The 20,706-nt window shown below is 68.2% G+C and carries 20 protein-coding genes; 18 read left to right on the forward strand and 2 right to left on the reverse strand.

Annotation, left to right across the window (positions count from 1 at the left end):
- Positions 1 to 114: 114 nt before the first annotated feature.
- The gene (locus ABOZ73_RS12340; RefSeq protein ID WP_369058440.1) at positions 115 to 597 is read left to right on the forward strand and encodes a peroxiredoxin; all 483 of its coding nucleotides are present in this window, start codon (positions 115 to 117) and stop codon (positions 595 to 597) included.
- A gap of 26 nt (positions 598 to 623) precedes the next feature.
- On the opposite strand, the gene ABOZ73_RS12345 is transcribed toward ABOZ73_RS12340, so the two are convergent.
- Positions 624 to 2,303, reverse strand: coding sequence for an acyl-CoA dehydrogenase (locus tag ABOZ73_RS12345; RefSeq protein ID WP_369058441.1), 1,680 nt, complete (start codon positions 2,301 to 2,303; stop codon positions 624 to 626).
- Between the two features lie 134 nt (positions 2,304 to 2,437).
- Between ABOZ73_RS12345 and ABOZ73_RS12350 the strand changes: the two genes are divergently transcribed.
- The 11 genes from ABOZ73_RS12350 to ABOZ73_RS12400 all read left to right on the forward strand — a co-directional run bounded on the left by ABOZ73_RS12350 (position 2,438) and on the right by ABOZ73_RS12400 (position 12,493).
- Positions 2,438 to 3,034, forward strand: a complete 597-nt coding sequence (locus tag ABOZ73_RS12350; protein WP_369058442.1) for a YceI family protein — start codon at positions 2,438 to 2,440, stop codon at positions 3,032 to 3,034.
- Positions 3,035 to 3,097: 63 nt separating this feature from the next.
- Positions 3,098 to 4,393 carry a YceI family protein gene (locus ABOZ73_RS12355; protein WP_369058443.1) on the forward strand — a complete coding sequence of 432 codons (1,296 nt, stop codon included), beginning with the start codon at positions 3,098 to 3,100 and terminating at the stop codon, positions 4,391 to 4,393.
- On the forward strand, positions 4,324 to 5,289 hold the full coding sequence (locus ABOZ73_RS12360) for an L-threonylcarbamoyladenylate synthase (protein WP_369058444.1): 966 nt from the start codon (positions 4,324 to 4,326) through the stop codon (positions 5,287 to 5,289). The genes ABOZ73_RS12355 and ABOZ73_RS12360 overlap by 70 nt, the downstream gene beginning before the upstream one ends.
- A complete protein-coding gene (locus ABOZ73_RS12365; protein WP_369058445.1) occupies positions 5,286 to 6,689 on the forward strand; it encodes an FAD-binding oxidoreductase in 1,404 nt (467 codons plus the stop codon). Before ABOZ73_RS12360 ends, ABOZ73_RS12365 begins: the two co-directional genes overlap by 4 nt.
- A 27-nt stretch (positions 6,690 to 6,716) precedes the next feature.
- Positions 6,717 to 7,484 carry a peroxide stress protein YaaA gene (yaaA, locus tag ABOZ73_RS12370; protein ID WP_369058446.1) on the forward strand — a complete coding sequence of 256 codons (768 nt, stop codon included), beginning with the start codon at positions 6,717 to 6,719 and terminating at the stop codon, positions 7,482 to 7,484.
- Between the two features lie 90 nt (positions 7,485 to 7,574).
- Positions 7,575 to 8,372, forward strand: a complete 798-nt coding sequence (locus ABOZ73_RS12375) for a 3-hydroxybutyrate dehydrogenase (RefSeq protein ID WP_369058447.1) — start codon at positions 7,575 to 7,577, stop codon at positions 8,370 to 8,372.
- 11 nt (positions 8,373 to 8,383) lie between these two features.
- Entirely contained in the window at positions 8,384 to 9,430 is a 1,047-nt protein-coding gene (locus tag ABOZ73_RS12380; protein WP_369058448.1) for a patatin-like phospholipase family protein, read from the forward strand.
- Positions 9,427 to 9,846: an NUDIX hydrolase gene (locus ABOZ73_RS12385; RefSeq protein ID WP_369058449.1), complete on the forward strand. Its 420-nt coding sequence runs from the start codon at positions 9,427 to 9,429 to the stop codon at positions 9,844 to 9,846. Before ABOZ73_RS12380 ends, ABOZ73_RS12385 begins: the two co-directional genes overlap by 4 nt.
- 55 nt (positions 9,847 to 9,901) lie before the next feature.
- Positions 9,902 to 10,684: an SDR family NAD(P)-dependent oxidoreductase gene (locus ABOZ73_RS12390; RefSeq protein WP_369058450.1), complete on the forward strand. Its 783-nt coding sequence runs from the start codon at positions 9,902 to 9,904 to the stop codon at positions 10,682 to 10,684.
- A gap of 271 nt (positions 10,685 to 10,955) precedes the next feature.
- A complete protein-coding gene (locus ABOZ73_RS12395; RefSeq protein ID WP_369058451.1) occupies positions 10,956 to 11,948 on the forward strand; it encodes an NAD(P)H-dependent flavin oxidoreductase in 993 nt (330 codons plus the stop codon).
- A complete protein-coding gene (locus tag ABOZ73_RS12400; RefSeq protein WP_369058452.1) occupies positions 11,945 to 12,493 on the forward strand; it encodes a GNAT family N-acetyltransferase in 549 nt (182 codons plus the stop codon). The genes ABOZ73_RS12395 and ABOZ73_RS12400 overlap by 4 nt, the downstream gene beginning before the upstream one ends.
- On the opposite strand, the gene ABOZ73_RS12405 is transcribed toward ABOZ73_RS12400, so the two are convergent.
- Positions 12,490 to 13,197: a LytTR family DNA-binding domain-containing protein gene (locus ABOZ73_RS12405; protein WP_369058453.1), complete on the reverse strand. Its 708-nt coding sequence runs from the start codon at positions 13,195 to 13,197 to the stop codon at positions 12,490 to 12,492. The two genes, ABOZ73_RS12400 and ABOZ73_RS12405, sit on opposite strands and share 4 nt — an antisense overlap.
- A gap of 166 nt (positions 13,198 to 13,363) precedes the next feature.
- On the opposite strand from ABOZ73_RS12405, the gene ABOZ73_RS12410 reads away from it, so the two are divergent.
- The 6 genes from ABOZ73_RS12410 to sucD all read left to right on the forward strand — a co-directional run bounded on the left by ABOZ73_RS12410 (position 13,364) and on the right by sucD (position 20,695).
- Positions 13,364 to 13,930: a DUF2306 domain-containing protein gene (locus tag ABOZ73_RS12410; RefSeq protein WP_369058454.1), complete on the forward strand. Its 567-nt coding sequence runs from the start codon at positions 13,364 to 13,366 to the stop codon at positions 13,928 to 13,930.
- A gap of 38 nt (positions 13,931 to 13,968) precedes the next feature.
- Entirely contained in the window at positions 13,969 to 14,667 is a 699-nt protein-coding gene (locus ABOZ73_RS12415) for a TetR/AcrR family transcriptional regulator (protein WP_369058455.1), read from the forward strand.
- 187 nt (positions 14,668 to 14,854) lie between these two features.
- Positions 14,855 to 17,068 (forward strand): TonB-dependent receptor, encoded by a 2,214-nt coding sequence (locus ABOZ73_RS12420; protein WP_369058456.1) that lies wholly within the window; start codon positions 14,855 to 14,857, stop codon positions 17,066 to 17,068.
- Positions 17,069 to 17,171: 103 nt separating this feature from the next.
- Positions 17,172 to 18,455, forward strand: a complete 1,284-nt coding sequence (locus tag ABOZ73_RS12425) for a spinster family MFS transporter (RefSeq protein WP_369058457.1) — start codon at positions 17,172 to 17,174, stop codon at positions 18,453 to 18,455.
- Positions 18,456 to 18,611: 156 nt separating this feature from the next.
- A complete protein-coding gene (gene sucC / locus ABOZ73_RS12430; protein WP_369058458.1) occupies positions 18,612 to 19,811 on the forward strand; it encodes an ADP-forming succinate--CoA ligase subunit beta in 1,200 nt (399 codons plus the stop codon).
- Entirely contained in the window at positions 19,811 to 20,695 is an 885-nt protein-coding gene (gene sucD, locus ABOZ73_RS12435; RefSeq protein ID WP_277785391.1) for a succinate--CoA ligase subunit alpha, read from the forward strand. The genes sucC and sucD overlap by 1 nt, the downstream gene beginning before the upstream one ends.
- Positions 20,696 to 20,706: the final 11 nt, after the last annotated feature.

The raw sequence follows: 20,706 nt of genomic DNA on the forward strand, positions 1-20,706 counted from the left end.
GAGGATCGGAACTGAAAGCGGCGGTTTCAAGCCCGGACGATCAGATGCAACTTGCGTCGTGATGAAGCGTCTCTATGTGCTCAGCTTCCAACCTATCCAGACCGGAGATCGGCCATGACCATCAAAGTCGGCGACAGCCTGCCCGCCGCCACCTTCATGACCACCTCGCCCGAGGGCCCCAAGCCGATCACCGGCGATGAGCTGTTCAAGGGCAAGACCGTCGCCCTGTTCGCCGTGCCCGGCGCCTTCACCCCGACCTGCTCGGCCAAGCACCTGCCGGGCTTCAAGGAGAAGGCCGCCGACCTGAAGGCCAAGGGCGTCGACGCCATCGCCTGCGTCTCGGTCAACGACGTCTTCGTGATGAAGGCCTGGGCCAAGGACCAGGAGGTCGGTGAGGACATCGTGATGCTGGCCGACGGCAACGGCGACTTCACCCGCACTATCGGCCTGGACTTCGACGGCTCGAAGTTCGGCATGGGCCCGCGTTCGCAGCGCTATTCCATGATCGTCAAGGACGGCGTGGTGCAGCAGCTGAACGTGGAAGAGGGCGGTGAATTCCGCGTCTCCTCCGCCGACTACATGCTCGGCCAGCTCTAAGAACTACGGGGTGCGTGGATGGGCCCTCAGCCCGTCCACGCCTCCAGCAGCGCGGCGCCTTGCGTGACCGCCGCGACCAGGCCGGGCGTGCCGGCCAGAACCTGATCGGCGTAGAGCCGTGCGAGCGGAGCATCCGCGCCCTTGGCCAGCATCCAGCCGCCGGTCGTCTCCCCCATCAGCTGCAGGAACGCCGTCGCGCCCGCTAGGGCGTCGGGCGTGCCCTTGCGCGCCGCCAGCCAGACGCCGGCCTCCCTGGCCGCGGCCACGGCGGCGGTCAGGCGCGGACCGATCGGCCCCTCGGCGGAAGCGGCGGTCGCCTCGATCTCGGCCAGCAGCTCCTCCAGCGCCAGGCCGCCCGCCATGGACAGCTTGCGGCCGGCAAGGTCCATGGCCTGGATGCCGTTGGTGCCTTCGTAGATCGGCAGGATGCGGGCGTCGCGATAGTGCTGGGCTGCGCCGGTCTCCTCGATGAAGCCCATGCCGCCGTGGATCTGCAGGCCTTCGGAGGCCGCCCACACGCCGATGTCGGTGGACCAGCCCTTGGCGATGGGGGTCAGCAGTTCCTCGCGGCGCTTGGCCTTGTCGCGGGCTTCCGGGGTGTCGGCCAGGCGCGACAGATCGGCGGCCACGGCGGTGGACAGGCAGACGCCGCGCGCGGCGACCGTCTTGGCCTTGATCAGCATCAGGGTGCGGCGGACATCCGGGTGGTCGAAGATCGGCGCCTTCTGCTCGCCGGTCCAGGCGCTGCGGCCCTGGCGGCGCTCCTGCGAGAAGGCGAGCGCCTGCTGATAGGCGCGCTCGGCGATGGCGACGCCCTGGGTCCCGACCTGAAGGCGGGCGGCGTTCATCATCGTGAACATGTGGGCCAGGCCCTGGCCTTCCTCGCCGACCAGCTCGGCCTTGGCCCCCTCGAACAGCATCACGCAGGTGGGCGAGGCGTGGATGCCCAGCTTGTGCTCGATGCCGCCGGCGCGCACGTCGTTCAGGCCGCCAAGGGCGCCGTCGTCGGCGACCAGCACCTTGGGGGCCAGGAACAGGCTGATGCCCTTCACGCCTTCGGGCGCGTTGGGCGTGCGGGCCAGGACCAGGTGGACGATGTTGTCGGTGGCGTCGTGGTCGCCCCAGGTGATGAAGATCTTCTGGCCGTGCAGCAGCCAGCCGCCCTGCCCGTCCGGCTCGGCGCGGGTGGCGACCTGGGCCAGGTCCGAACCGGCCTGCGGCTCGGTCAGGTTCATGGTGCCGGTCCATTCACCGCTGATCAGCTTTGGCAGATAGAGCTGCTGCTGCCGCTCGGTGCCGTGGGCGTGCAGCGCCTCGATGGCGCCTTGGGTCAGCATCGGGCACAGGCCGAAGGCCAGGCTGGCGGCCTGGATCATCTCGAAGACCGCGATCTCCAGCGCCTTGGGCAGGCCCTGCCCGCCAAACTCCGGATCAGCCGACAGGCTGTTCCAGCCGTCGGCGGCGAATCGCCGATAGGCGTCGGCATAGCCAGGCGCGGCCGTGACCTTGCCGTTGGCGTAGGTGGCGCCGGCCAGGTCGCCCGGCCGGTTCAGGGGCGCGATCACCTCGCCCGCGAAGGCTCCAGCAGCCTCCAGGATCGCCGCGGCGGTCTCTTCATCCACCTCCGGGAAGAGGGCGGCCAGCTGTTCGAAGCCGGCGGCGCGGAGGGAGGCGATGAGGTCCGATACGGGGGCGATGTAAGTCATACGGGCGTTTTAAAGCTCAGCCTCGGAAACGTCCATCACGCGTTCGTGAATTTGGCGGCTCTTCCATTGCGGAGCTTGGGAACTAGGTCTCCGCAGAACTGCAATCGCAACTGATGCAGATATCGGAGTTATCCATGCGCCGCTCTCTCGCCTACGCCGCTTTCGCCTTCGCCCTGGCCGCGTCTCCCATGGCCTTCGCGGCCTCCAACAATCCGGCCGAGATGCCGGCCGGGACCTACGCCCTGGACAAGACCCACGCGAGCATCACCGCCCAGATCGATCACTTCGGTTTCAGCGGCTACACCTTCCGCTTCGAGAAGTTCGACGCCAGCTACACCTATGATCCGGCCAAGCCGGAAGCCTCGGTGATCAAGGTCACGGTCGACGTCAACTCGCTCAGCACCGGCTACGACAAGGCGGACGCAGCCTTCCCGGCCGAGTTCCTGGGCGCCGACAAGCATCCGACCGCCACCTTCGTCTCCAAGGCGATCACCCGCAGCGGCGGGAACAAGGGCGTCGTCGCCGGCGATCTGACCCTGGCGGGCGTCACCAAGCCGGTGAACCTGGACGTCACCTTCAACAACGCCGGCAAGGACATGTTCGGCGCCATCCGCTCGGGCTTCGCGGCCTCGACGGTGATCAAGCGCGGTGAATTCGGCTCCACCAAGTACGCCCCGGCTCTGGGCGACGAGGTGAAGCTGATGATCGACGTCGAGTTCACCAAGCAATAATCCCAGCCTAAGCTTCCGCCCCGCGCGCCCGCGCCGGGGCGGAGTTCTTTTCAGGAGACCGGCATGGCCGAGAGCCGCAACCGCTACACGACCGTCGCCGTCGTCCTGCACTGGCTGATCGCCGCGGCGATCATCTTCCAGATCATCCTGGGCTGGCGGGCCGGCGACGCGCCCAAGGGGCCGTCGGCCTTCGCCATGATCCAGCTGCACAAGTCGATCGGCATCACGATCCTGCTGCTCAGCCTGGCGCGCCTGGTCTGGCGGTTGACGCACAGGCCGCCGCCCCACGCGGCCGATCAGCCCCGCTGGCAGACCATCGCCTCCAACGCCGTGCATTGGGGCTTCTACGTCATCATGATCGGCCTGCCGCTGACCGGCTGGATCATGGTCTCGGCCAGCCGGCTGAACATCCCGACCGTGCTCTACGGGACGATCCCGTGGCCGCACCTGCCCCTCCTGCCGGAGTTGCCGGCGGAGACGAAGGCGCTGTGGCGGACGGTCGGGGACACCGGCCACGGCGTGCTGGTCAAACTGACCTACGTCCTGCTGCTGCTGCATCTTGGCGCGGTGGCCAAGCACCAGATCCTCGACCGCGACGAAACCTTCGGCCACATGGCGCCGGGCGCCCGGCCGGGCTGGAAGGAGCCCCGGGCCTGGCTGGCGGCCATCGGGCTGCTGGCCGTGGTCGGCGGCGCCTATGCCTGGTCGCCCAAGGTCAAGCCGGCGGCGACCCCCGCCGTCCAAAAAGAGGTCGCCGAACTGGCCGAGCCCGAGGCCCCCGCGTCGCCCGCCGTTTCGCAATCCGCCGAGACAGCCGCGCCCGTCGAGGCGGCTTCGGCCGCGGAAGCGCCCGCGCCCCTGCCGCCAGTCGCCTGGACGGTGAGCAAGGCCTCGACCCTCGGCTTCTCCACCAGCTGGGGCGGCGAGGCGGTGGAAGGCCGCTTCTCTCGCTGGACCGCCGACATCCTGTTCTCGCCCAACGCGCTGGACGCCTCGAAGGTGAGCGTGAAGATCGACCTGGCCTCGGTCGCAACCGGCGACGGTCAGCGTGACGAGTCCCTGGTGGGCTCGGATTTCTTCGACACCGGCTCGCATCCGACAGCCACATTCACCGCCACGAAGTTCCGCAAGACGGCCGAGGGACGCTTTGTCGCCGACGGGACACTGGACCTGCGCGGCGTGAAACGGTCGGTCAGCCTGCCCTTCAGCCTGAAGATCGACGGCGACACGGCACGCATGCGCGGTGTAACCAGCCTCGACCGTACGGCTTTCGGAGTTGGACAGGGCGAATGGACGGCGACGGACGAGATTCCGGCCAAGGTGAGCATCAGGGTCGATCTGACCGCGACCAAGCGGTAGCCGCCCTGCGCGCGGGCGGGCTCGTCATCCTGCCCACCGAGACGGTCTACGGGCTCGCCGCCGACGCGGCGAATCCCATGGCCGTGGCCGCCATCTTCGAGGCCAAGGGCCGTCCGCGCTTCAACCCCCTGATCGCCCATGTCGCCGACCTGGCGACGGCGGAGACGATCGCCGTCTTCGACAACCGCGCCCGCAAGCTGGCCCAGGCCTTCTGGCCGGGACCCATGACCCTGGTCCTGCCGGTGCGCGACGCGGCGGCGGTTAGCGACTTGGCCCGCGCCGGGCTGGAGACGGTGGCGATCCGCGTGCCCGGCCATCCGCAGGCCCGCGCGCTTCTGGCGGCCTTCGGCGGCCCGGTGGTCGCGCCCAGCGCCAACCGCTCCGGCCGGCCCAGCCCGACGACCTATGAGGACGCGGTCAGCGAGACGGGGGCTTCGGCCGCCGCCGCGCTGGACGGCGGGCCCTGTCAGGTCGGGCTGGAATCCACCGTGGTCTCCGTGCTGGACGGTGCGCCGCGACTGCTGCGCCCGGGCGCGGTGACCCGTTCCCAGATCGAGGCGCTGATCGGCCCGCTGGCGGAAGCGGCTGACGACGCCAAGCGATCGCCAGGGCGTCTGGCCGTCCACTACGCCCCCGACGCGCCCGTCCGGATCAACGCCGAAGCGGCGGAGGAGGGCGAGGCCTATCTCGCCTTCGGTCCCCATGCGGCGTGCGAGCGGGTGTTCAATCTCAGCTCATCGGGCGATCTAGCGGAGGCGGCGGCCAATCTGTTCGCCTTCCTGCGCGCCGCTGACCGGACCAGGCCCTCGGCCATCGCCGTCGCGCCGATCCCGGACGAGGGCCTGGGCGAGGCGATCAATGACCGCCTGCGCCGCGCCGCCGGGTTCGTCGGATGACCGCGTCCGCTGAAGTCATCGACCGCCTGAAGGCGGCCTTGGGCGAGGGCGGCTGGAGCCAGGACCCCGACCGCTTGGCGCCCAAGCTGACTGAATGGCGCCGCCGCTGGTCCGGGACCACGCCGCTGCTGGCCCTTCCCGACACGACGGAGAAGGCCTCGGCCGTCGTGCGCATCTGCGCCGAGGCCGGCGTGGCGATCACGCCCCAGGGCGGCAACACCGGCCTGGTCGGCGGCCAGATTCCCCAGGGCGAGATCCTGCTGTCCACCGAGCGCCTGCGGGCCGTGCGCGACGCTGACGCCTTCGACGACGCCCTGATCGTCGAGGCGGGGCTGACCCTGGCCGAGGCGCATGCAGCGGCGGCCAAGGTCGGGCGGCGCTTTCCGCTCAGCCTCGCCTCCGAGGGCACGGCCACCATCGGCGGCCTGATCAGCACCAACGCCGGCGGGGTGCAGGTCCTGCGCTACGGGACCATGCGCGACCTGGTTCTGGGCGTCGAGACGGTGCTGCCCAACGGCGAGGTCTGGAACGGGCTGAAGCGCCTGCGCAAGGACAACACCGGCTATGACCTGAAGCACCTGCTGATCGGGGCGGAGGGGACCTTGGGCGTCATCACCGCCGCCAGCCTGAAGCTGTTCCCCATCCTGCCGTCGCGGGCCGTGGCCGTGATCGGCCTCGCCAGCCCGGCCGACGCCATCGCCCTGCTGGCCCGCGCCAAGGACGAGACGGGCGGGGCGCTGGAAGCGTTCGAACTGATGGGCCGCACCGGCGTGGCCCTGGCGGTCAAACACCTGCCCGCCGTGCGCGAGCCGCTGGCGCAGGCGCATCCCTGGTACGTGCTGATCGAGGCGGCCAGCGGCGAGCCTGGCGCGGCGGAGGCGGCGCTGGAGCGCCTGCTGGCGCGCGCCCTGGACGACGGCCTGATCGCCGACGCGGCCCTGGCCCAGAACGAGGCCCAGGCGGGCGCCTTCTGGAACCTGCGCGAAGGCCAGTCCGCCGCCCAGAACCCGGAAGGGGCGTGCTGGAAGCACGACGTCTCAGTCCCCGTCTCCCAGATCGCCGCCTTCATGGCCGAGGCCGACGCGGCGGTTCAACAGGTGGCGCCGCGCGCGCGGGTGGTGGCGTTCGGCCACGTGGGCGACGGCAATGTCCACTACAACGTTCTGCGTCCCGTGGACGGGACCGACGCCGAGCACGACCAACTGCGCGGAGCCGGGGCGCTGGCGGTCCACGACATCGTCGCCCGCTATGACGGCTCCATCAGCGCCGAGCACGGCCTGGGCGTGATGAAGGTCGAAGAGGCCCTGCGCTACAAGTCCACGACGGAGGTCGCCGCCCAGCGCGCCGTGCGCGCGGCCCTGGATCCCCACAGGATCATGAACCCCCGGGTGTTGTTCTGACCCCGGCTAGAGCTTAAGTCCCGCCCCATGCTGATGGTCATCTCTCCCGCCAAGGCGCTGGATTTCACGCCTCCCGCGCAAACCCTGCCGCTCACCACCCCTGAGCTGAAGGGCGACATCGCCGAGCTGGCCAAGATCACCGCCAAGCTGACGGCGGCGGACCTGCGCCGGCTGATGCACATCTCCGAGAACCTGGCCAAGCTGAACCACGAGCGGTTCCAGGCCTTCGACCCGGCGGTCGAGGACGGCCTGCAGGCGGCCTTCGCCTTCAACGGCGACGTCTATTCGGGGCTGGAGGCGCGCAACCTGGACAAGGCGGGCCTGACCTGGGCCCAGGAGCACCTGCGCATCCTGTCGGGCCTATACGGCGTGCTGCGTCCGCTCGACGCGATCCAGCCCTACCGCCTGGAGATGGGCACGCGGCTGAAGACCAAGCGCGGCGCCAGCCTCTACGACTTCTGGGGCGACCACATCGCCAACGCCCTGAACGCCGTGCTTGAAGGCCACAAGGACAAGACCCTGGTGAACCTTGCCAGCCAGGAATATTTCGGCGCCGTCGACGCCAAGGCCCTGAAAGCTCCGGTGGTGACCTGCCACTTCAAAGAGGAGAAGGAGGGGACGCTGCGCATCCTCAGCTTCTACGCCAAGAAGGCGCGCGGCCGGATGGCCCGCTACGTTATCGACAACCGCATCGACCAGGTCGAGGGCCTGAAGGCGTTCGACCTGGACGGCTATGCCTTCCGCCGCGACCTGTCGACCGACGCCGACTGGATTTTCGCTCGCCCGCAGCCTTAAATTCATCTAGCGGTGAATTAAAGCGGACTCGCCGCTGGCGTGCGGCTGGCCTATGCTGCGCTGCAACAAAAAGATTGTGGAGCGTAGGGGATGAGCGTGGATTTCGGTCTGAAGGGCCAGGCGGCCCTCATCACGGGCTCGACCAGCGGCATCGGCCACGCCATGGCCGAGGCGCTCGCCGCCCAGGGCGTGGACGTGGTGCTCAACGGCCTGGGTGACCCGGTCGCCATCGAGACCACCCGATCCAAGCTCGAGGACCAGTACGGCGTTCGCGTCGTCTATCACGGCGCCGACATGACCAAGCCCGGCGAGATCGCCGAGATGGTCGCCTTCGCCAAGGCCGAGTTCGGCCGCTTGGACATCCTGGTCAACAACGCCGGCATCCAGCACGTGGCCCCGGTCGACGAGTTCCCGCTGGAGAAGTGGGACCAGATCATCGCCATCAACCTGTCCTCAGCCTTCCACGGCACGCGCGCCGCCCTGCCGATCATGAAGGCCCAGGGTCGTGGCCGCATCGTCAACCTGGCCAGCGCCCACGCCCTGGTCGCCTCGCCGTTCAAGTCGGCCTATGTGGCCGCCAAGCACGGGGTGCTGGGCCTGACCAAGACCGTGGCTCTGGAAGTCGCCCAGGCGAACATCACCTGCAACGCCATCTGCCCCGGCTATGTGAAGACCCCCATCGTCGAGGGGCAGATCAAGGACCAGGCAAAGGCCCGCGGCATCAGCGAGGAAGAGGTCCTGAAGAACGTCATCCTCGCCGCCCAGCCGACCAAGCGCTTCGTGACGGTCGAGGAGATTTCGGGCCTGCTGCTCTATCTGGTGTCCGACGCCGGGGCGTCGGTGAACGGCACGGCCCTGACGGTCGACGGCGGCTGGACCGCGCAATAGGAGAAGAGGACATGCTGGGCGTCCGCAAGAAGTCGGGGCCCAAGCCCATCAGTCTCGCCCTCCAGGGCGGCGGCTCCCACGGCGCCTTCGCCTGGGGCGTCATCGACCGCCTGCTGGAGGAGGAGGGCCTGGAGATCCAGGCCGTGACCGCCGCCTCCGCCGGGGCCATGAACGCGGTGGCTATGACCGCCGGCCTGATCGAGAACGGCCGCGAGGGGGCGAAGGCCAAGCTGGCCGATTTCTGGAGAAAGGTGAACCAGGCGGGCGGCCGCAACGTCTTCGGCAACTCCAGCGTCTGGAACGCGGCGCTCAGCCCCGACTGGATCAAGAACACTCCGGGCTGGCGGCTGGCCGAGACCTTCGCTCTGTCGCTCAGCCCCTACGACTTCAATCCCTTCAACCTGAACCCGCTGCACGACGCGCTGGAGCGGGTGGTGGACTTCGAAGTCCTGCGCGAGCGCTCGCCCGTGGCGCTGTACATCTCGGCGACCGAAGTGCGGACCAGCCAGGCGAAAATCTTCCGCGAGCACGAGCTGTCGGTGAAGCACGTCATGGCCTCGGCCTGCCTGCCGCATCTGTTCCACGCGGTGGAGATCGACGGCGAGCCCTACTGGGACGGCGGCTATCTGGCCAATCCGGGCCTGTGGCCGCTGTTTTACGACAAGACGCCGGACGACGTGCTGGTGGTCACCCTCAATCCCTTCGTCCGCAAGGAGGCGCCGCGCACGCCGGGGGATATCGTCGACCGCCTGAACGAGATCACCTTCAACGCCTCGCTCGCCGCCGAACTGCGCGCCATCGGCATGCTGCAGAAGCTGCTGGAAGAGGGCTTGCTGAAGGACGCCGCCAAAGGGCGTTATAGGCGCATGCTGCTTCACTCCATCGCCGCCGACGGCCACCTGGACGACCTGTCCCTGTCGACCAAGTTCAACACTGAGTGGGGCTTCCTCACCGACCTGAAAGAGCGCGGGCGCAAGGCCGCCGAGGAATGGCTGGGATCGTGCCTTGGCCATGTGGGCGAGCGCGCGACCCTCGACATCGCCTCGGTGGCGGCGTGAGCGGTCCCGTCTCCACGGCTGGCGTGGTCTGCTTTCGCGGCGACGAGGTGCTGCTGATCAAGCGCGGCAAGCCGCCCCGCCTGGGCCAATGGAGCATCCCCGGCGGCCGCATCGAATGGGGCGAGGCCGCCATCGCCGCCGCCCGCCGTGAGCTGATGGAAGAGACCAGCGTCGAGGCCGAAATCCTGGCCCTGGTCGATGTAGTGGACGGTGTCTTCGTCGGCGACGACGGCCAGGTCGAGCGCCACTACGTGATGATCGACTACGCCGCGCGCTGGGTCTCGGGCGAGCCCGCAGCTGGCGATGACGCCGCCGACGCGCGGTTCGTGCCGATGGCCCAGGTGGACGCCATGGTCGAGTGGCCGGAGACCCGCCGGGTGATCCATGAAGCCTGGGCGCGTTTCGGCGACGCTTGACCGCCTCCGCGTCAACTGGGTCTGCTGTCCTCAACGAGAAAACGAGGAGCGACCCATGGCCTACAAACCCTTCGACCTGAGCGGCAAGGTCGCCCTGGTGACCGGCGGCAATCGCGGCATCGGCTTTGGCATGGCGCAGGCCCTCGCCCAGGCCGGCGCGGACATCATCATCTGGGGCTCCAACGCCGAGCGTAACCTGGAGGCCGAGGGCAAGCTGAACACCCTGGGCGTTCGGGTACTGGCGCAGAAGGTGGACGTCTCGGACGAGGCGCAGGTGAAGGCCGCCATGGCCGAGGCGGCGGCCAGCATGGGCCGCATCGACAGCGTCTTCGCCAACGCCGGGGTCGGCTATGGCGCGCCGTCCTTCGTGGACATGACCACCGAGACCTATCGCAAGGTGCTGGCCGTCAATCTGGACGGCGTGTTCTTCACCTTCCGCGAGGCGTGCCGCCACATGGTCGAGCGGGCCAAGGCCGGCGACCCGGGCGGCTCCATCGTCGGCATCGCCTCCCTCGCCGCCATCGAGGGCGCGGCGCGAAACGAGGCCTACGCCGCCACCAAGGGGGCGGTGATCTCGATGATGAAGTCGGTGGCGGTGGAGCACGCCCGCTGGGGCGTCCGCGCCAACGCCATCCTGCCCGGCTGGATCGCCACGGACATGACCGCCGGCGCCCAGGCGGCCCCCGCCTTCGCCGAGAAGGTCATCCCCCGCGTTCCCGCCCGCCGCTGGGGCGAGCCGGCTGACTTCGGCGGCATAGCGGTCTATCTGGCCTCGGACGCCAGCGCCTATCACTCCGGCGACACCCTGGTGATCGACGGCGGTTACTCGATCTTCTGAGGCGCTTGCCGGAACGCCGTTCTCGTGAGACGCTTTTGTGATGCGACCCTGCCCGTCAGAGGCGGGGCGCTGGAGGAACGAACGGAATGCCGCCGCAGGATATCGCGGGCGTTGCGGGATCGCGCAGCTTCTGGGCTGCGCTCCTGATGGGGCTGACGGCCCTCACCGCCTGCTTCTGGACGCCCGAACAGCGCTGAGCTGACGTCGGGTCACCATTGCGGGGCCGCCGCCGGCGGCCTCATGCTCCCGGAAAACACCGGGAGGACGGCTCATGACCCTGCGCACGCCGCTTTGCGATCTTCTTCAGATCGAGCATCCGATCCTGCTCGCCGGCATGGGCGGCGTCTCCTATGCGGAACTGGCGGCGGCGGTCTCCAACGCCGGCGGCTACGGCGTGCTGGGCATGGCCGGGACCTCGCCCGACTTCATCGCCGGCCAGATGCGCCGGGTGCGCGAGCTGACCGACAAGCCGTTCGGCGTCGATCTGCTGGCCGCCACGCCCGACGCCCTGACCGCCAGCGTCGAGGTCATCATCGCCGGCGGCGCGTCCAGCTTCGTCGCCGGGCTCGGCGTGCCGGCATCGATCATCGCCCGCCTCAAGGACGCGGGCCTGAAGGTCATGGTCGTCTGCGGGGCCGTGAAGCACGCGGTGAAGGCCCAGGCCGCCGGCTGCGACGCCGTCATCTGCCAGGGCGGGGAGGGCGGTGGTCACACCGGCTTGGTTGGCACGCTGCCGCTGGTCGCCCAGGCCGTGGAGGCGGTCGACATTCCGGTGATCGCGGCGGGCGGTCTTTATGATGGGCGCGGGCTGGCGGCATCCTTGGCTCTCGGCGCCCAGGGCGTCTGGATGGGGACCCGCTTCATCGCCTCGGACGAGGCGCATTCGGGTGCGGTCTATCGCCAGGCGATCGTCGATGCGGCGGACGAGGACACGGTCCGCACGCGCAGCTATTCGGGCAAGCCGATGCGGGTGCTGAAGAACCCCTATGTCGAGGATTGGGAGCAGCGCCCCGCCGACATCCAGCCCTTTCCCCAGCAGGCCATCCACTCCATCCAGAACGGCGTCATGGGCGGCATCGGCGGCCAGATCGACGGGCTCGATCTCGACCGTTCCTGTCTGGCCATGGGGCAGTCCGCCGGCGGCGTTCGCAAGGTCCTCCCGGCCGGCGAGATCGTCCGCAACCTGATGGCCGAGGCCGTCGTCGCCATCGACCGGGTCGCCGCCTTGCGGGCCGATGGTCAAGCTTCTACCAAAGTCGGATGAGCTTCGATCCGAACCTGACCCTGGAAACCGAACGCCTCATCCTGCGTCTGCCGCGGGCGGAGGATCTGGACCCCTGGTCGGCCATGATGGCGGACGAGGAGACGGCGCGCTTCATCGGCGGCGCCATGGGACGGGAACAGACCTGGCGCGTCATGGCGGTGGTCTCCGGGTCGTGGATGCTGCAGGGCTTCTCCATGTTCTCGGTGATCGAGAAATCGACGGGCCGCTGGGTCGGCCGGATTGGGCCATGGCGCCCAGAGGGGTGGCCGGGTCTCGAGATCGGCTGGGGCCTGTCGCGTCGTTCGTGGGGCAAAGGTTATGCCGTGGAGGCCGCGGCCGCCTGCATGGATTTCGCGGTGGATGTGCTCGGCTGGACCGACATCATCCACACCATTGATCCCGAAAATGTCGGCTCGCAGAAGGTGGCGCAGCGCTTGGGCTCCGCCAATCGGGGCGCGACACGGCTGCCGCCGCCGCTGGACGGCTATAACGTGGAGGCCTGGGGCCAGACCGCCGATGAATGGCGGGCGCGCCGCGAGGGCTAGAACCAGCCGGCTTCACGCAGCGCCTTGGCGTAGGCCCGGCTGACCGGAACCTTGGCGCCGGACTTCAGGGTCAGGGTCGCGCGGCCGTCGCCGCGCCGCACGTCCGCCAGCGCCTCGCGCGCCACCCACCAGGAGCGATGGGTTTGCGCGCCCTCGATCCCCGCCAACTCCGCCACGGCGTCCGACAGCCGCATCAGGATCAGCTCCTGCCCGCGATCCGTATGCACGCGCAGATAGTGGTCCTCGGCCTCGACCGCGTAGAGCGCCGCGCCCCGCAGCTTCAGCGGCAGGCGCTCCAGGAAGCGCGGCGGTTCGGTTTGCGCGGACGCGGCGGGGGTCACGGAATTCTGCGGACGGGTGATGAAGTAGCTCAGCGCCGTCATCGCCACCGTCATGACGAGGACCGAGACGAAGAAGCCCGGAATGTTCCTCAGCGCGATGGGATGATCGAAGGCCGCCGCCGCGCCGAGCCAGACGAGGATGGTTCCCGGCAGCGTCAGGACCGCGACGACCATCGCGCCGGCTAGCCAGGGGCGGTTGTCGAACAGGCCACGCGCCGCGATGGTTCGCGCGGTCAGATTTCCGGCCAGTCCGCCGGCCACTGAGACGCCGACCCAGAACAGTAGACGCGGCGACAGCGGCGCGCCGCCCGTGCCGAAAGCGCCGATGAAAGCCAGGAACAGGCCGGCGATCGCGGAAAACACGACCCCGCGCCAGACGTTCGGCCCGTCCGTTCGCGCTTCGCGAACGGCGGCGCCTGTCCGGCCGCGAATTTCAGACGCCGCTTCACGCACCTTGGAATGCACCCCGTCCAGGCCCCGTCTAGCTCTCGTCCGGCAAGCGGCCAGCGCCGCCGAACGGAGATCGAAGATGTCGCAGCATTCGCCGCAAACCGGAACCATCAACCTGGGCGGGGTCCGAAACCTGATCAGGACGGCGGCTATCGCCATCGGCGTCACCGTGGCGGTGACCTGGCTGGCCATGGGCGATCGGGCGGGCCTGTTCCTAAGCCACCTTTCGCAGCTGAACTGGGCGCCGCATCTGCCCGACCTGTCCCTGCTGGCGGGGGCGTCGCTGGCCATCCAGCTTCACGTGGCCTCGGTGACCGTGGCCTTGGTTATCGGCGGCGTGCTGCTGACCGGGATCAAGGGCGACATGAAGCATCGCGTCCTGGGCTGGACCTGGGTGATCGCCATGGCGGCGGCGGCGATCTCGTCCCTGTTCATCCACTCGATCCGGCCCGGCCACTTCAGCTTCCTGCATCTGTTCGCCGGCTGGACCCTTGTCGCCCTGCCGTTCGGCGTCGCCATGGCCCGCAAGCACAAGGTGCGGATCCACGGCCGGACCATGACCGGACTGTTCGTCGGCGGCCTGGTGATCGCCGGGATCACCGCCTTCCTGCCGGGTCGGCTGATGTGGGCGATGCTGTTCGGCTAACTTGCCAAGATCGCGGCGGCGGGCCTACGAACGGGACCATGAACGCTGCTACGCCGAAGAAGCCCCGCGCCAGCGGCCGGGGCCGTCCGTCGAAACATGCCGGGCTGGACCTGAAGGAAACCATCCTCGACGCGGCCGAGCAGCTGTTCGCGCGCCATGGCTTCTATGGCGTGACCACCCGCCAGGTGGCCGCCGAGGCCGGCGTCGACACCGCCCTGATCCACTACTACTTCGGCGCCAAGCGCGAGCTGTTCGATGCGGTGTTCCTGCGCCGGGCCGAGATCCTCAATCGCGAGCGCGTCGCCTCGATGGACGCCTACGAAAAGGCGGCCGGCGGCATCTTGACCAGCGAAGGGGTGATCGAGGCGTTCATCGACCCCCTGCTGCGCATCTCCGAAACCGGCGGGCCGGGCTGGAAGAGCTACTTCGCCCTGGTCGCCCAGGTGAACAACACGCCGGGCTGGGGCGGCGACACCATGCACCGCTTCTTCGATCCGGTGGTGCGCCGGCTGGTCGACGCCCTGGGGCGGGCCATGCCGAACGCCAGCCGGGCCGACCTGTTCTGGTGCTACGAGTTCCTGACCGGCTCGATGATGCTGGCCCTGTCGGAGACGGGCCGCATCGACGCCTTGTCCGACGGCCTGTGCCGGTCCAGCGACCTGGCCGCCATCCGCGCCCGCCTGTTCGCCTATTGCGCCGCCGGGTTCGAGGCCGTGGCCGCCCGCAGCAAGAGCTGAAGCCTGACCTGACCACCGCCCGTCTCGGTGTGGCGCCAATTCATCAACTGATGAAAAATATTCGTGCTGCGTTCGGTCGCACTTTCCCGGCGAACGAACTTCCGCAAAAACTTCCCCTAATTCGCACTTCGATGAATTTGCAAATCAACAAGGCGACCGACGAACGGCGCTAGGGAGGATGAGGATTATGAAATCCATTCTGAAAGTCGCGCTGCTTGCAGGCGCGGCGCAAGTCGCGTTCGCCTCGGGAGCCGTCGCCCAGAGCGCCGCGCCCGCCACCGAAACCAGCTTCGACATCGAACAGGTGGTCGTCACGGCCCGCCGCCGTGAAGAGTCCCTGAAGGACGTCCCGGTCTCCGTCTCGGCCCTGGGCGCCGAGCGCCTGGAAGCCATGGGCGCCGCCGACATCACCACCCTGCAGCAGCAGACCCCGAACGCGACCGTTCAGGTGGCCCGCGGCTCCAACTCGACCCTGATCTCCTTCATCCGCGGCGTCGGCCAGCAGGATCCGCTGTGGGGCTTCGAGCCCGGCGTCGGCCTCTATGTGGACGACGTCTATGTCGCCCGCCCGCAGGGCGCGGTGCTCGACATCTTCGACATCGAGCGCATCGAAGTGCTGCGCGGCCCGCAAGGCACCCTGTACGGCCGCAACACCATCGGCGGCGCGATCAAGTACGTCACCAAGAAGCTCGACCTGACCCGTCCGCAGTTCAGCGCACGCGGCTCGCTGGGCTCCTACGACCAGCGCGACATCGTGGTCACCGGCTCGGTGCCGCTGACCGACAAGCTGGCCATCGGCGGTTCGGTCGCCTCCTATGACCGCGACGGTTTCGGCAAGAACCTGAACACCGGTGAAGAGCACTACGACAAGGACGTCTTCGCCTATCGCGCCAGCGCCGAATATGCGCCGACCGACGATCTGTTCTTCCGCTTCGCCTACGACAAGGTCGAGGACAACTCGAACCCGCGTCACGGCCACCGCGAGACCGCCGGCGTCGGCGCCGACGCCGCGGTCCTGGGCGATGTCTATGACACCCGCGCGGGCATCACCGGCAAGAACAAGGTCGACACCGAAGGCTGGTCGCTGACCGGCCAGTGGAACGTCAACGACGTAATCACCCTAAAGTCGATCACCGCCGGCCGCGAAAGCTACACCGACACCATCATCGACTTCGACAACACCCCGGCCCCGACGCTCGACATCCCGGCCTTCTACGCCGACGAGCAGTTCAGCCAGGAGTTCCAGGTCCAGTTCGCCACCGACCGCGTTCAGGGCGTGGCCGGCGTCTACTACATGAACGGCTACGCCAAGGGCGCCTTCGACACCGTCGCCGGCAACCTGGGCCTGTCGATCAACTCGTCGGGCAAGGTGTCCACCACCTCGCTGGCCGCTTTCGCCGATGTCAGCTTCGACATCACCGACCGCCTGAAGGCTTCGGTGGGCGGCCGCTGGACCCAGGACAGCAAGAACGCCAACGTGTTCCGCGCCTTCTACCTGGGGGCCACGCGCAGCCCGGTGCTGGGCGGTCCGGCCCGCGCCATCCTGCAGACCCGCACCAACTATACCGCCGAGAAGGACTTCGAGGAGTTCACGCCGCGTATCAGCGTCTCGTACGAACTGAGCGACGACCTGACCGCCTACGCCTCGTACAGCGACGGCTTCAAGTCCGGCGGCTGGGACATGCGCGGCGACGCTTTCCTGACCCCGCAGACGGTCAACGGCTACGAGCCGGAAACGGTGAAGGCCTATGAAATCGGCCTGAAGGGCTCGCTCTTCGATCGCCGCCTGCAGTTCAGCTCGGCCTGGTTCTATTCGGACTACAAGGACCAGCAGATCACGACCCAGCAGGTCGCGACCGCGCCGCAGGTGGGCATCGCCTCCATCGTCGACAACGCCGGCGCCTCGACGATCTGGGGCCTGGAATTCGAAGGCGCGGCCTATCTGAGCCGCAGCCTGACCGCCAACTTCGCGGTCGGCTACCTGAACGCCGAGTTCGACGAATTCATCACCAACATCACCGGCACACCGGTGGACATCTCCAACACCCGCGAGTTCCAGAACTCGCCGGAGCTGTCGGGCTTCCTGGGCGTCACCTACAAGACGGCCCTGGCCGGCGGCACGCTGCGGGTGACCCCGTCGCTGTCCTACCGCGACGACTACCACCTGTTCGACGTGGCCGACCCGATCCTCGACCAGAAGGCCTACACCCTGGTCGATCTGGGCGTGGTCTGGGATGCGCCGGGCGACCAGTGGCAGGTCGGCGTGTACGGCAAGAATCTGACCGACAAGGAATACCGCGTCGGCGGCTACAGCTTCCCGGGCGCGACCTACAACAACTCGATCATCGGCTTCTACGGCCCGCCGCGGACCTGGACCGCGACGATCCAGTACAAGTTCTAGGACGGCTTGCGCGGGCGGCGGTTTCGAAAGGAGCCGCCGCCCTTTCCTTGCCCGCCGACAGTCTGCAAGAGTGCCGGCCAAGCTTCATGATGATGGACCGCTTATGACCACCCCGACAACTCCGGCGCCGAGCCCGCGCTACCGCGCCTATGTCCTGTTCATCCTGGTGGTGGTCTACACCTTCAACTTCCTGGACCGGCAAATTCTCGGAATCCTGAAGGAGCCGATCAAGGCCGACCTGGGCCTCACCGACACCCAGCTGGGCCTGATGGGCGGCGTGGCCTTCGCCGCGCTCTACACCACCCTGGCCGTGCCGATCGCCTGGATGGCCGACCGGTTCAGCCGCGCCTGGATCATGACCGGCGCCCTGACCGTGTGGAGCGGGTTCACCGCCCTGTGCGGCCTGGCCGGCGGGTTCTGGTCGCTGTTTCTGGCCCGCATGGGCGTCGGGGTGGGCGAGGCGGGCGGCGTGGCCCCGGCCTACTCCATGATCGCCGACTACTTCCCCAAGGCGCAGCGCGCTCGGGCCCTGGCGGTCTATTCCTTCGGCATTCCGGTGGGCACCGCCATGGGCGTCCTGTTCGGCGGCCTGATCGCGGCGGCCGTCGACTGGCGCATGGCCTTCATCGTCGTCGGCCTGGCGGGCGTGGTGATCGCGCCGATCTTCCGCCTGACGGTCAAGGACCCGCGCCGCGGCGGATATGAGGACCTGCCGGTGGTCGAGGCTCCCCCCGCCAAGGCGCCCAGCCTGATGGAGGTGGTGCGCACCGTCGCGCCCAAGCCCAGCTTCTGGCTGCTGTCGTTCGGCGCGGCGTGCTCGTCGGTCTGCGGCTACGGCGTGGCCTTCTGGCTGCCGTCCTTCTTCATGCGCAGCCTGGGTCTGAGCCTGGTGGAGACGTCTTGGTTCTACAGCGGCGTCGCGCTGTTCGGCGGCGTGGCCGGCATCTGGCTGGGCGGCTGGCTCGGCGACCGCTTCGGCGGCAAGACCAAGGGCGCCTACGCCCTGGTGCCGGCGATCTGCTTTCTGATCGCTCTGCCGTGCTTCCTGCTGGCGATGAACGTCAAGTCGATGGTGCTGTCGTTCCTGATCTTCCTGATCCCCACCGGCCTGAACCTGGCCTGGGCCGGGCCGGTCATCACCGCCGCCCAGCACATGGCCCCGGCGACCATGCGCTCGACGGCCTCGGCGCTGTTCCTGCTGATCAACAACCTGTTCGGCATCGCCGTTGGACTGTGGTTCTTCGGTTACGCGTCGGACCTTCTGGCCCCGCGGTTCGGCGCCGAATCCATGCGCTACGCAATCTATTTCGGGCTCGGATTCTACGTCCTCAGCGCTACGCTGCTGATCCTTGCCTCCCGTCGTCTTCGCAAGGATTGGGTCGACTAGAAGTGGCGGTCTCGGAGACCGCCGTTTTGGGCAAATTCTTCCAAACTGCGCCGTTTTGCCCCTGACAGCGCTGTCATCTCAGCCGTGGTTGCGCCTGCGAAATGAGCCTCCTATAAGGCCCGCACCTTCCCGCAGCGCATTTGCGACCGGAACCTCATGAACATCCACGAACATCAAGCCAAGGCCGTCCTCGCAGAGTTCGGCTGTCCTGTTCCGCGCGGCTTCGCCGCTTTCACCGCGGCTGAAGCCGAGGAAGCCGCCAAGAAGCTCGGCGGCCCGGTCTTCGTCGTGAAGAGCCAGATCCACGCCGGCGGCCGCGGCAAGGGCAAGTTCGAGGGCCTCGCCCCCGACGCCAAGGGCGGCGTCCGCGTCGTCAAGTCGGTCGAAGAAGTCCGCACCAACGCCGAGGAAATGCTCGGCCGCGTGCTGGTGACCCACCAGACCGGCGCCAAGGGCAAGCAGGTCAACCGCCTCTACATCGAAGAAGGCGCGGCGATCGCCAAGGAATTCTACCTGTCGCTGCTGGTCGACCGTGAGACCAGCTTCGTGTCGGTGGTCTGCTCCACCGAAGGCGGCATGGACATCGAGGACGTGGCCCACGCCACGCCGGAAAAGATCCACACCTTCTCGATCGACCCCGCCACCGGCGTGTGGCCGACGCACCAGCGCGCGCTGGCCAAGGCCCTGGGCCTGACCGGCGGCCTGGCCAAGGAAGCCGCCACGCTGCTGACGCAGCTCTATACGGCGTTCCTGGCCAAGGACATGGCCATGCTGGAGATCAACCCGCTGATCGTCACCGCTGACGACCACCTGCGGGTCCTGGACGCCAAGCTGTCCTTCGACGGCAACGCCCTGTTCCGTCACCCGGACATCCGCGAGCTGCGCGATACCTCGGAAGAAGACCCGAAGGAAATCGAAGCCAGCAAGTTCGACCTTGCCTACATCGCCCTCGACGGCGAAATCGGCTGCATGGTCAACGGCGCGGGCCTGGCCATGGCCACCATGGACATCATCAAGCTGTACGGCGCCGAGCCGGCCAACTTCCTCGATGTCGGCGGCGGCGCCAGCAAGGAGAAGGTCACCGCGGCCTTCAAGATCATCACCGCTGACCCGGCCGTCAAAGGCATCCTGGTCAACATCTTCGGCGGCATCATGCGCTGCGACATCATCGCCGAGGGCGTCATCGCCGCGGTGAAGGAAGTCGGCCTGGCGGTTCCGCTGGTCGTCCGTCTCGAAGGCACGAACGTCGAGCTGGGCAAGAAAATCATCTCCGAAAGCGGCCTGAACGTCATCGCCGCCAACGATCTGTCCGACGGCGCCGAGAAGATCGTCGCCGCCGTGAAGGGTGCGAAATAATGTCGGTTCTCGTCACCTCCGCCACGAAGGTCATCTGCCAAGGCGTCACCGGCGCCCAGGGCACCTTCCACACCGAGCAGGCCATCGCCTACGGCACCAAGATGGTCGGCGGCGTCACCCCGGGCAAAGGCGGCCAGACGCACGTCGGCCTGCCGGTGTTCGACACCGTGGCCGAAGCCAAGGAAGCCACCGGCGCTGATGCGTCCGTGATCTACGTCCCGCCGCCCTTCGCGGCCGACTCGATCCTGGAAGCCATCGATGCGGAAATCCCGCTGATCGTCTGCATCACCGAGGGCATCCCGGTGCTGGACATGGTCAAGGTGAAGAAGGCCCTGGCCGGCTCCAAGTCGCGCCTGCTGGGTCCGAACTGCCCGGGCGTACTGACGCCGGGCGAGTGCAAGATCGGCATCATGCCGGGCTCGATCTTCTCCAAGGGTTCGGTCGGCGTCGTGTCCCGCTCGGGCACCCTGACCTATGAAGCCGTGTTCCAGACCACGAACGCCGGCCTCGGCCAGACCACGGCCGTCGGCATCGGCGGCGACCCGGTCAAGGGCACCGAGTTCATCGACGTGCTGGAAATGTTCCTGGCTGACGACGCGACCCAGTCGATCGTCATGATCGGTGAAATCGGCGGTTCGGCCGAAGAAGAAGCTGCTCAGTTCCTGAAGGACGAAGCCAAGCGTGGCCGCAAGAAGCCGATGGTCGGCTTCATCGCCGGCCGCACGGCTCCTCCCGGACGCCACATGGGCCACGCCGGCGCGATCATCTCGGGCGGCAAGGGCGGCGCCGAGGACAAGATCGCCGCGATGGAGTCCGCGGGCATCCGCGTTTCGCCGTCGCCGGCGAAGCTGGGTGAAACCCTTCTGGAAGTCCTGAAGGGCTGAACTATCTAACC

This window comes from Caulobacter sp. 73W (assembly GCF_041021955.1).
Lineage (GTDB): Bacteria > Pseudomonadota > Alphaproteobacteria > Caulobacterales > Caulobacteraceae > Caulobacter.

Bases quoted from the DNA above. Each gene is read 5' to 3' on its own strand.
- ABOZ73_RS12360 (WP_369058444.1), top strand. From the start codon at position 4,324: ATGGACGGCGACGGACGAGATTCCGGCCAAGGTGAGCATCAGGGTCGA.
- ABOZ73_RS12395 (WP_369058451.1), top strand. From the start codon at position 10,956: ATGACCCTGCGCACGCCGCTTTGCGATCTTCTTCAGATCGAGCATCCG.
- ABOZ73_RS12340 (WP_369058440.1), top strand. From the start codon at position 115: ATGACCATCAAAGTCGGCGACAGCCTGCCCGCCGCCACCTTCATGACC.
- ABOZ73_RS12365 (WP_369058445.1), top strand. From the start codon at position 5,286: ATGACCGCGTCCGCTGAAGTCATCGACCGCCTGAAGGCGGCCTTGGGC.
- ABOZ73_RS12390 (WP_369058450.1), top strand. From the start codon at position 9,902: ATGGCCTACAAACCCTTCGACCTGAGCGGCAAGGTCGCCCTGGTGACC.
- ABOZ73_RS12380 (WP_369058448.1), top strand. From the start codon at position 8,384: ATGCTGGGCGTCCGCAAGAAGTCGGGGCCCAAGCCCATCAGTCTCGCC.
- ABOZ73_RS12420 (WP_369058456.1), top strand. From the start codon at position 14,855: ATGAAATCCATTCTGAAAGTCGCGCTGCTTGCAGGCGCGGCGCAAGTC.
- ABOZ73_RS12345 (WP_369058441.1), bottom strand. From the start codon at position 2,303: ATGACTTACATCGCCCCCGTATCGGACCTCATCGCCTCCCTCCGCGCC.
- ABOZ73_RS12425 (WP_369058457.1), top strand. From the start codon at position 17,172: ATGACCACCCCGACAACTCCGGCGCCGAGCCCGCGCTACCGCGCCTAT.
- ABOZ73_RS12375 (WP_369058447.1), top strand. From the start codon at position 7,575: ATGAGCGTGGATTTCGGTCTGAAGGGCCAGGCGGCCCTCATCACGGGC.
- sucD (WP_277785391.1), top strand. From the start codon at position 19,811: ATGTCGGTTCTCGTCACCTCCGCCACGAAGGTCATCTGCCAAGGCGTC.
- ABOZ73_RS12410 (WP_369058454.1), top strand. From the start codon at position 13,364: ATGTCGCAGCATTCGCCGCAAACCGGAACCATCAACCTGGGCGGGGTC.
- yaaA (WP_369058446.1), top strand. From the start codon at position 6,717: ATGCTGATGGTCATCTCTCCCGCCAAGGCGCTGGATTTCACGCCTCCC.
- ABOZ73_RS12350 (WP_369058442.1), top strand. From the start codon at position 2,438: ATGCGCCGCTCTCTCGCCTACGCCGCTTTCGCCTTCGCCCTGGCCGCG.
- sucC (WP_369058458.1), top strand. From the start codon at position 18,612: ATGAACATCCACGAACATCAAGCCAAGGCCGTCCTCGCAGAGTTCGGC.
- ABOZ73_RS12355 (WP_369058443.1), top strand. From the start codon at position 3,098: ATGGCCGAGAGCCGCAACCGCTACACGACCGTCGCCGTCGTCCTGCAC.
- ABOZ73_RS12415 (WP_369058455.1), top strand. From the start codon at position 13,969: ATGAACGCTGCTACGCCGAAGAAGCCCCGCGCCAGCGGCCGGGGCCGT.
- ABOZ73_RS12400 (WP_369058452.1), top strand. From the start codon at position 11,945: ATGAGCTTCGATCCGAACCTGACCCTGGAAACCGAACGCCTCATCCTG.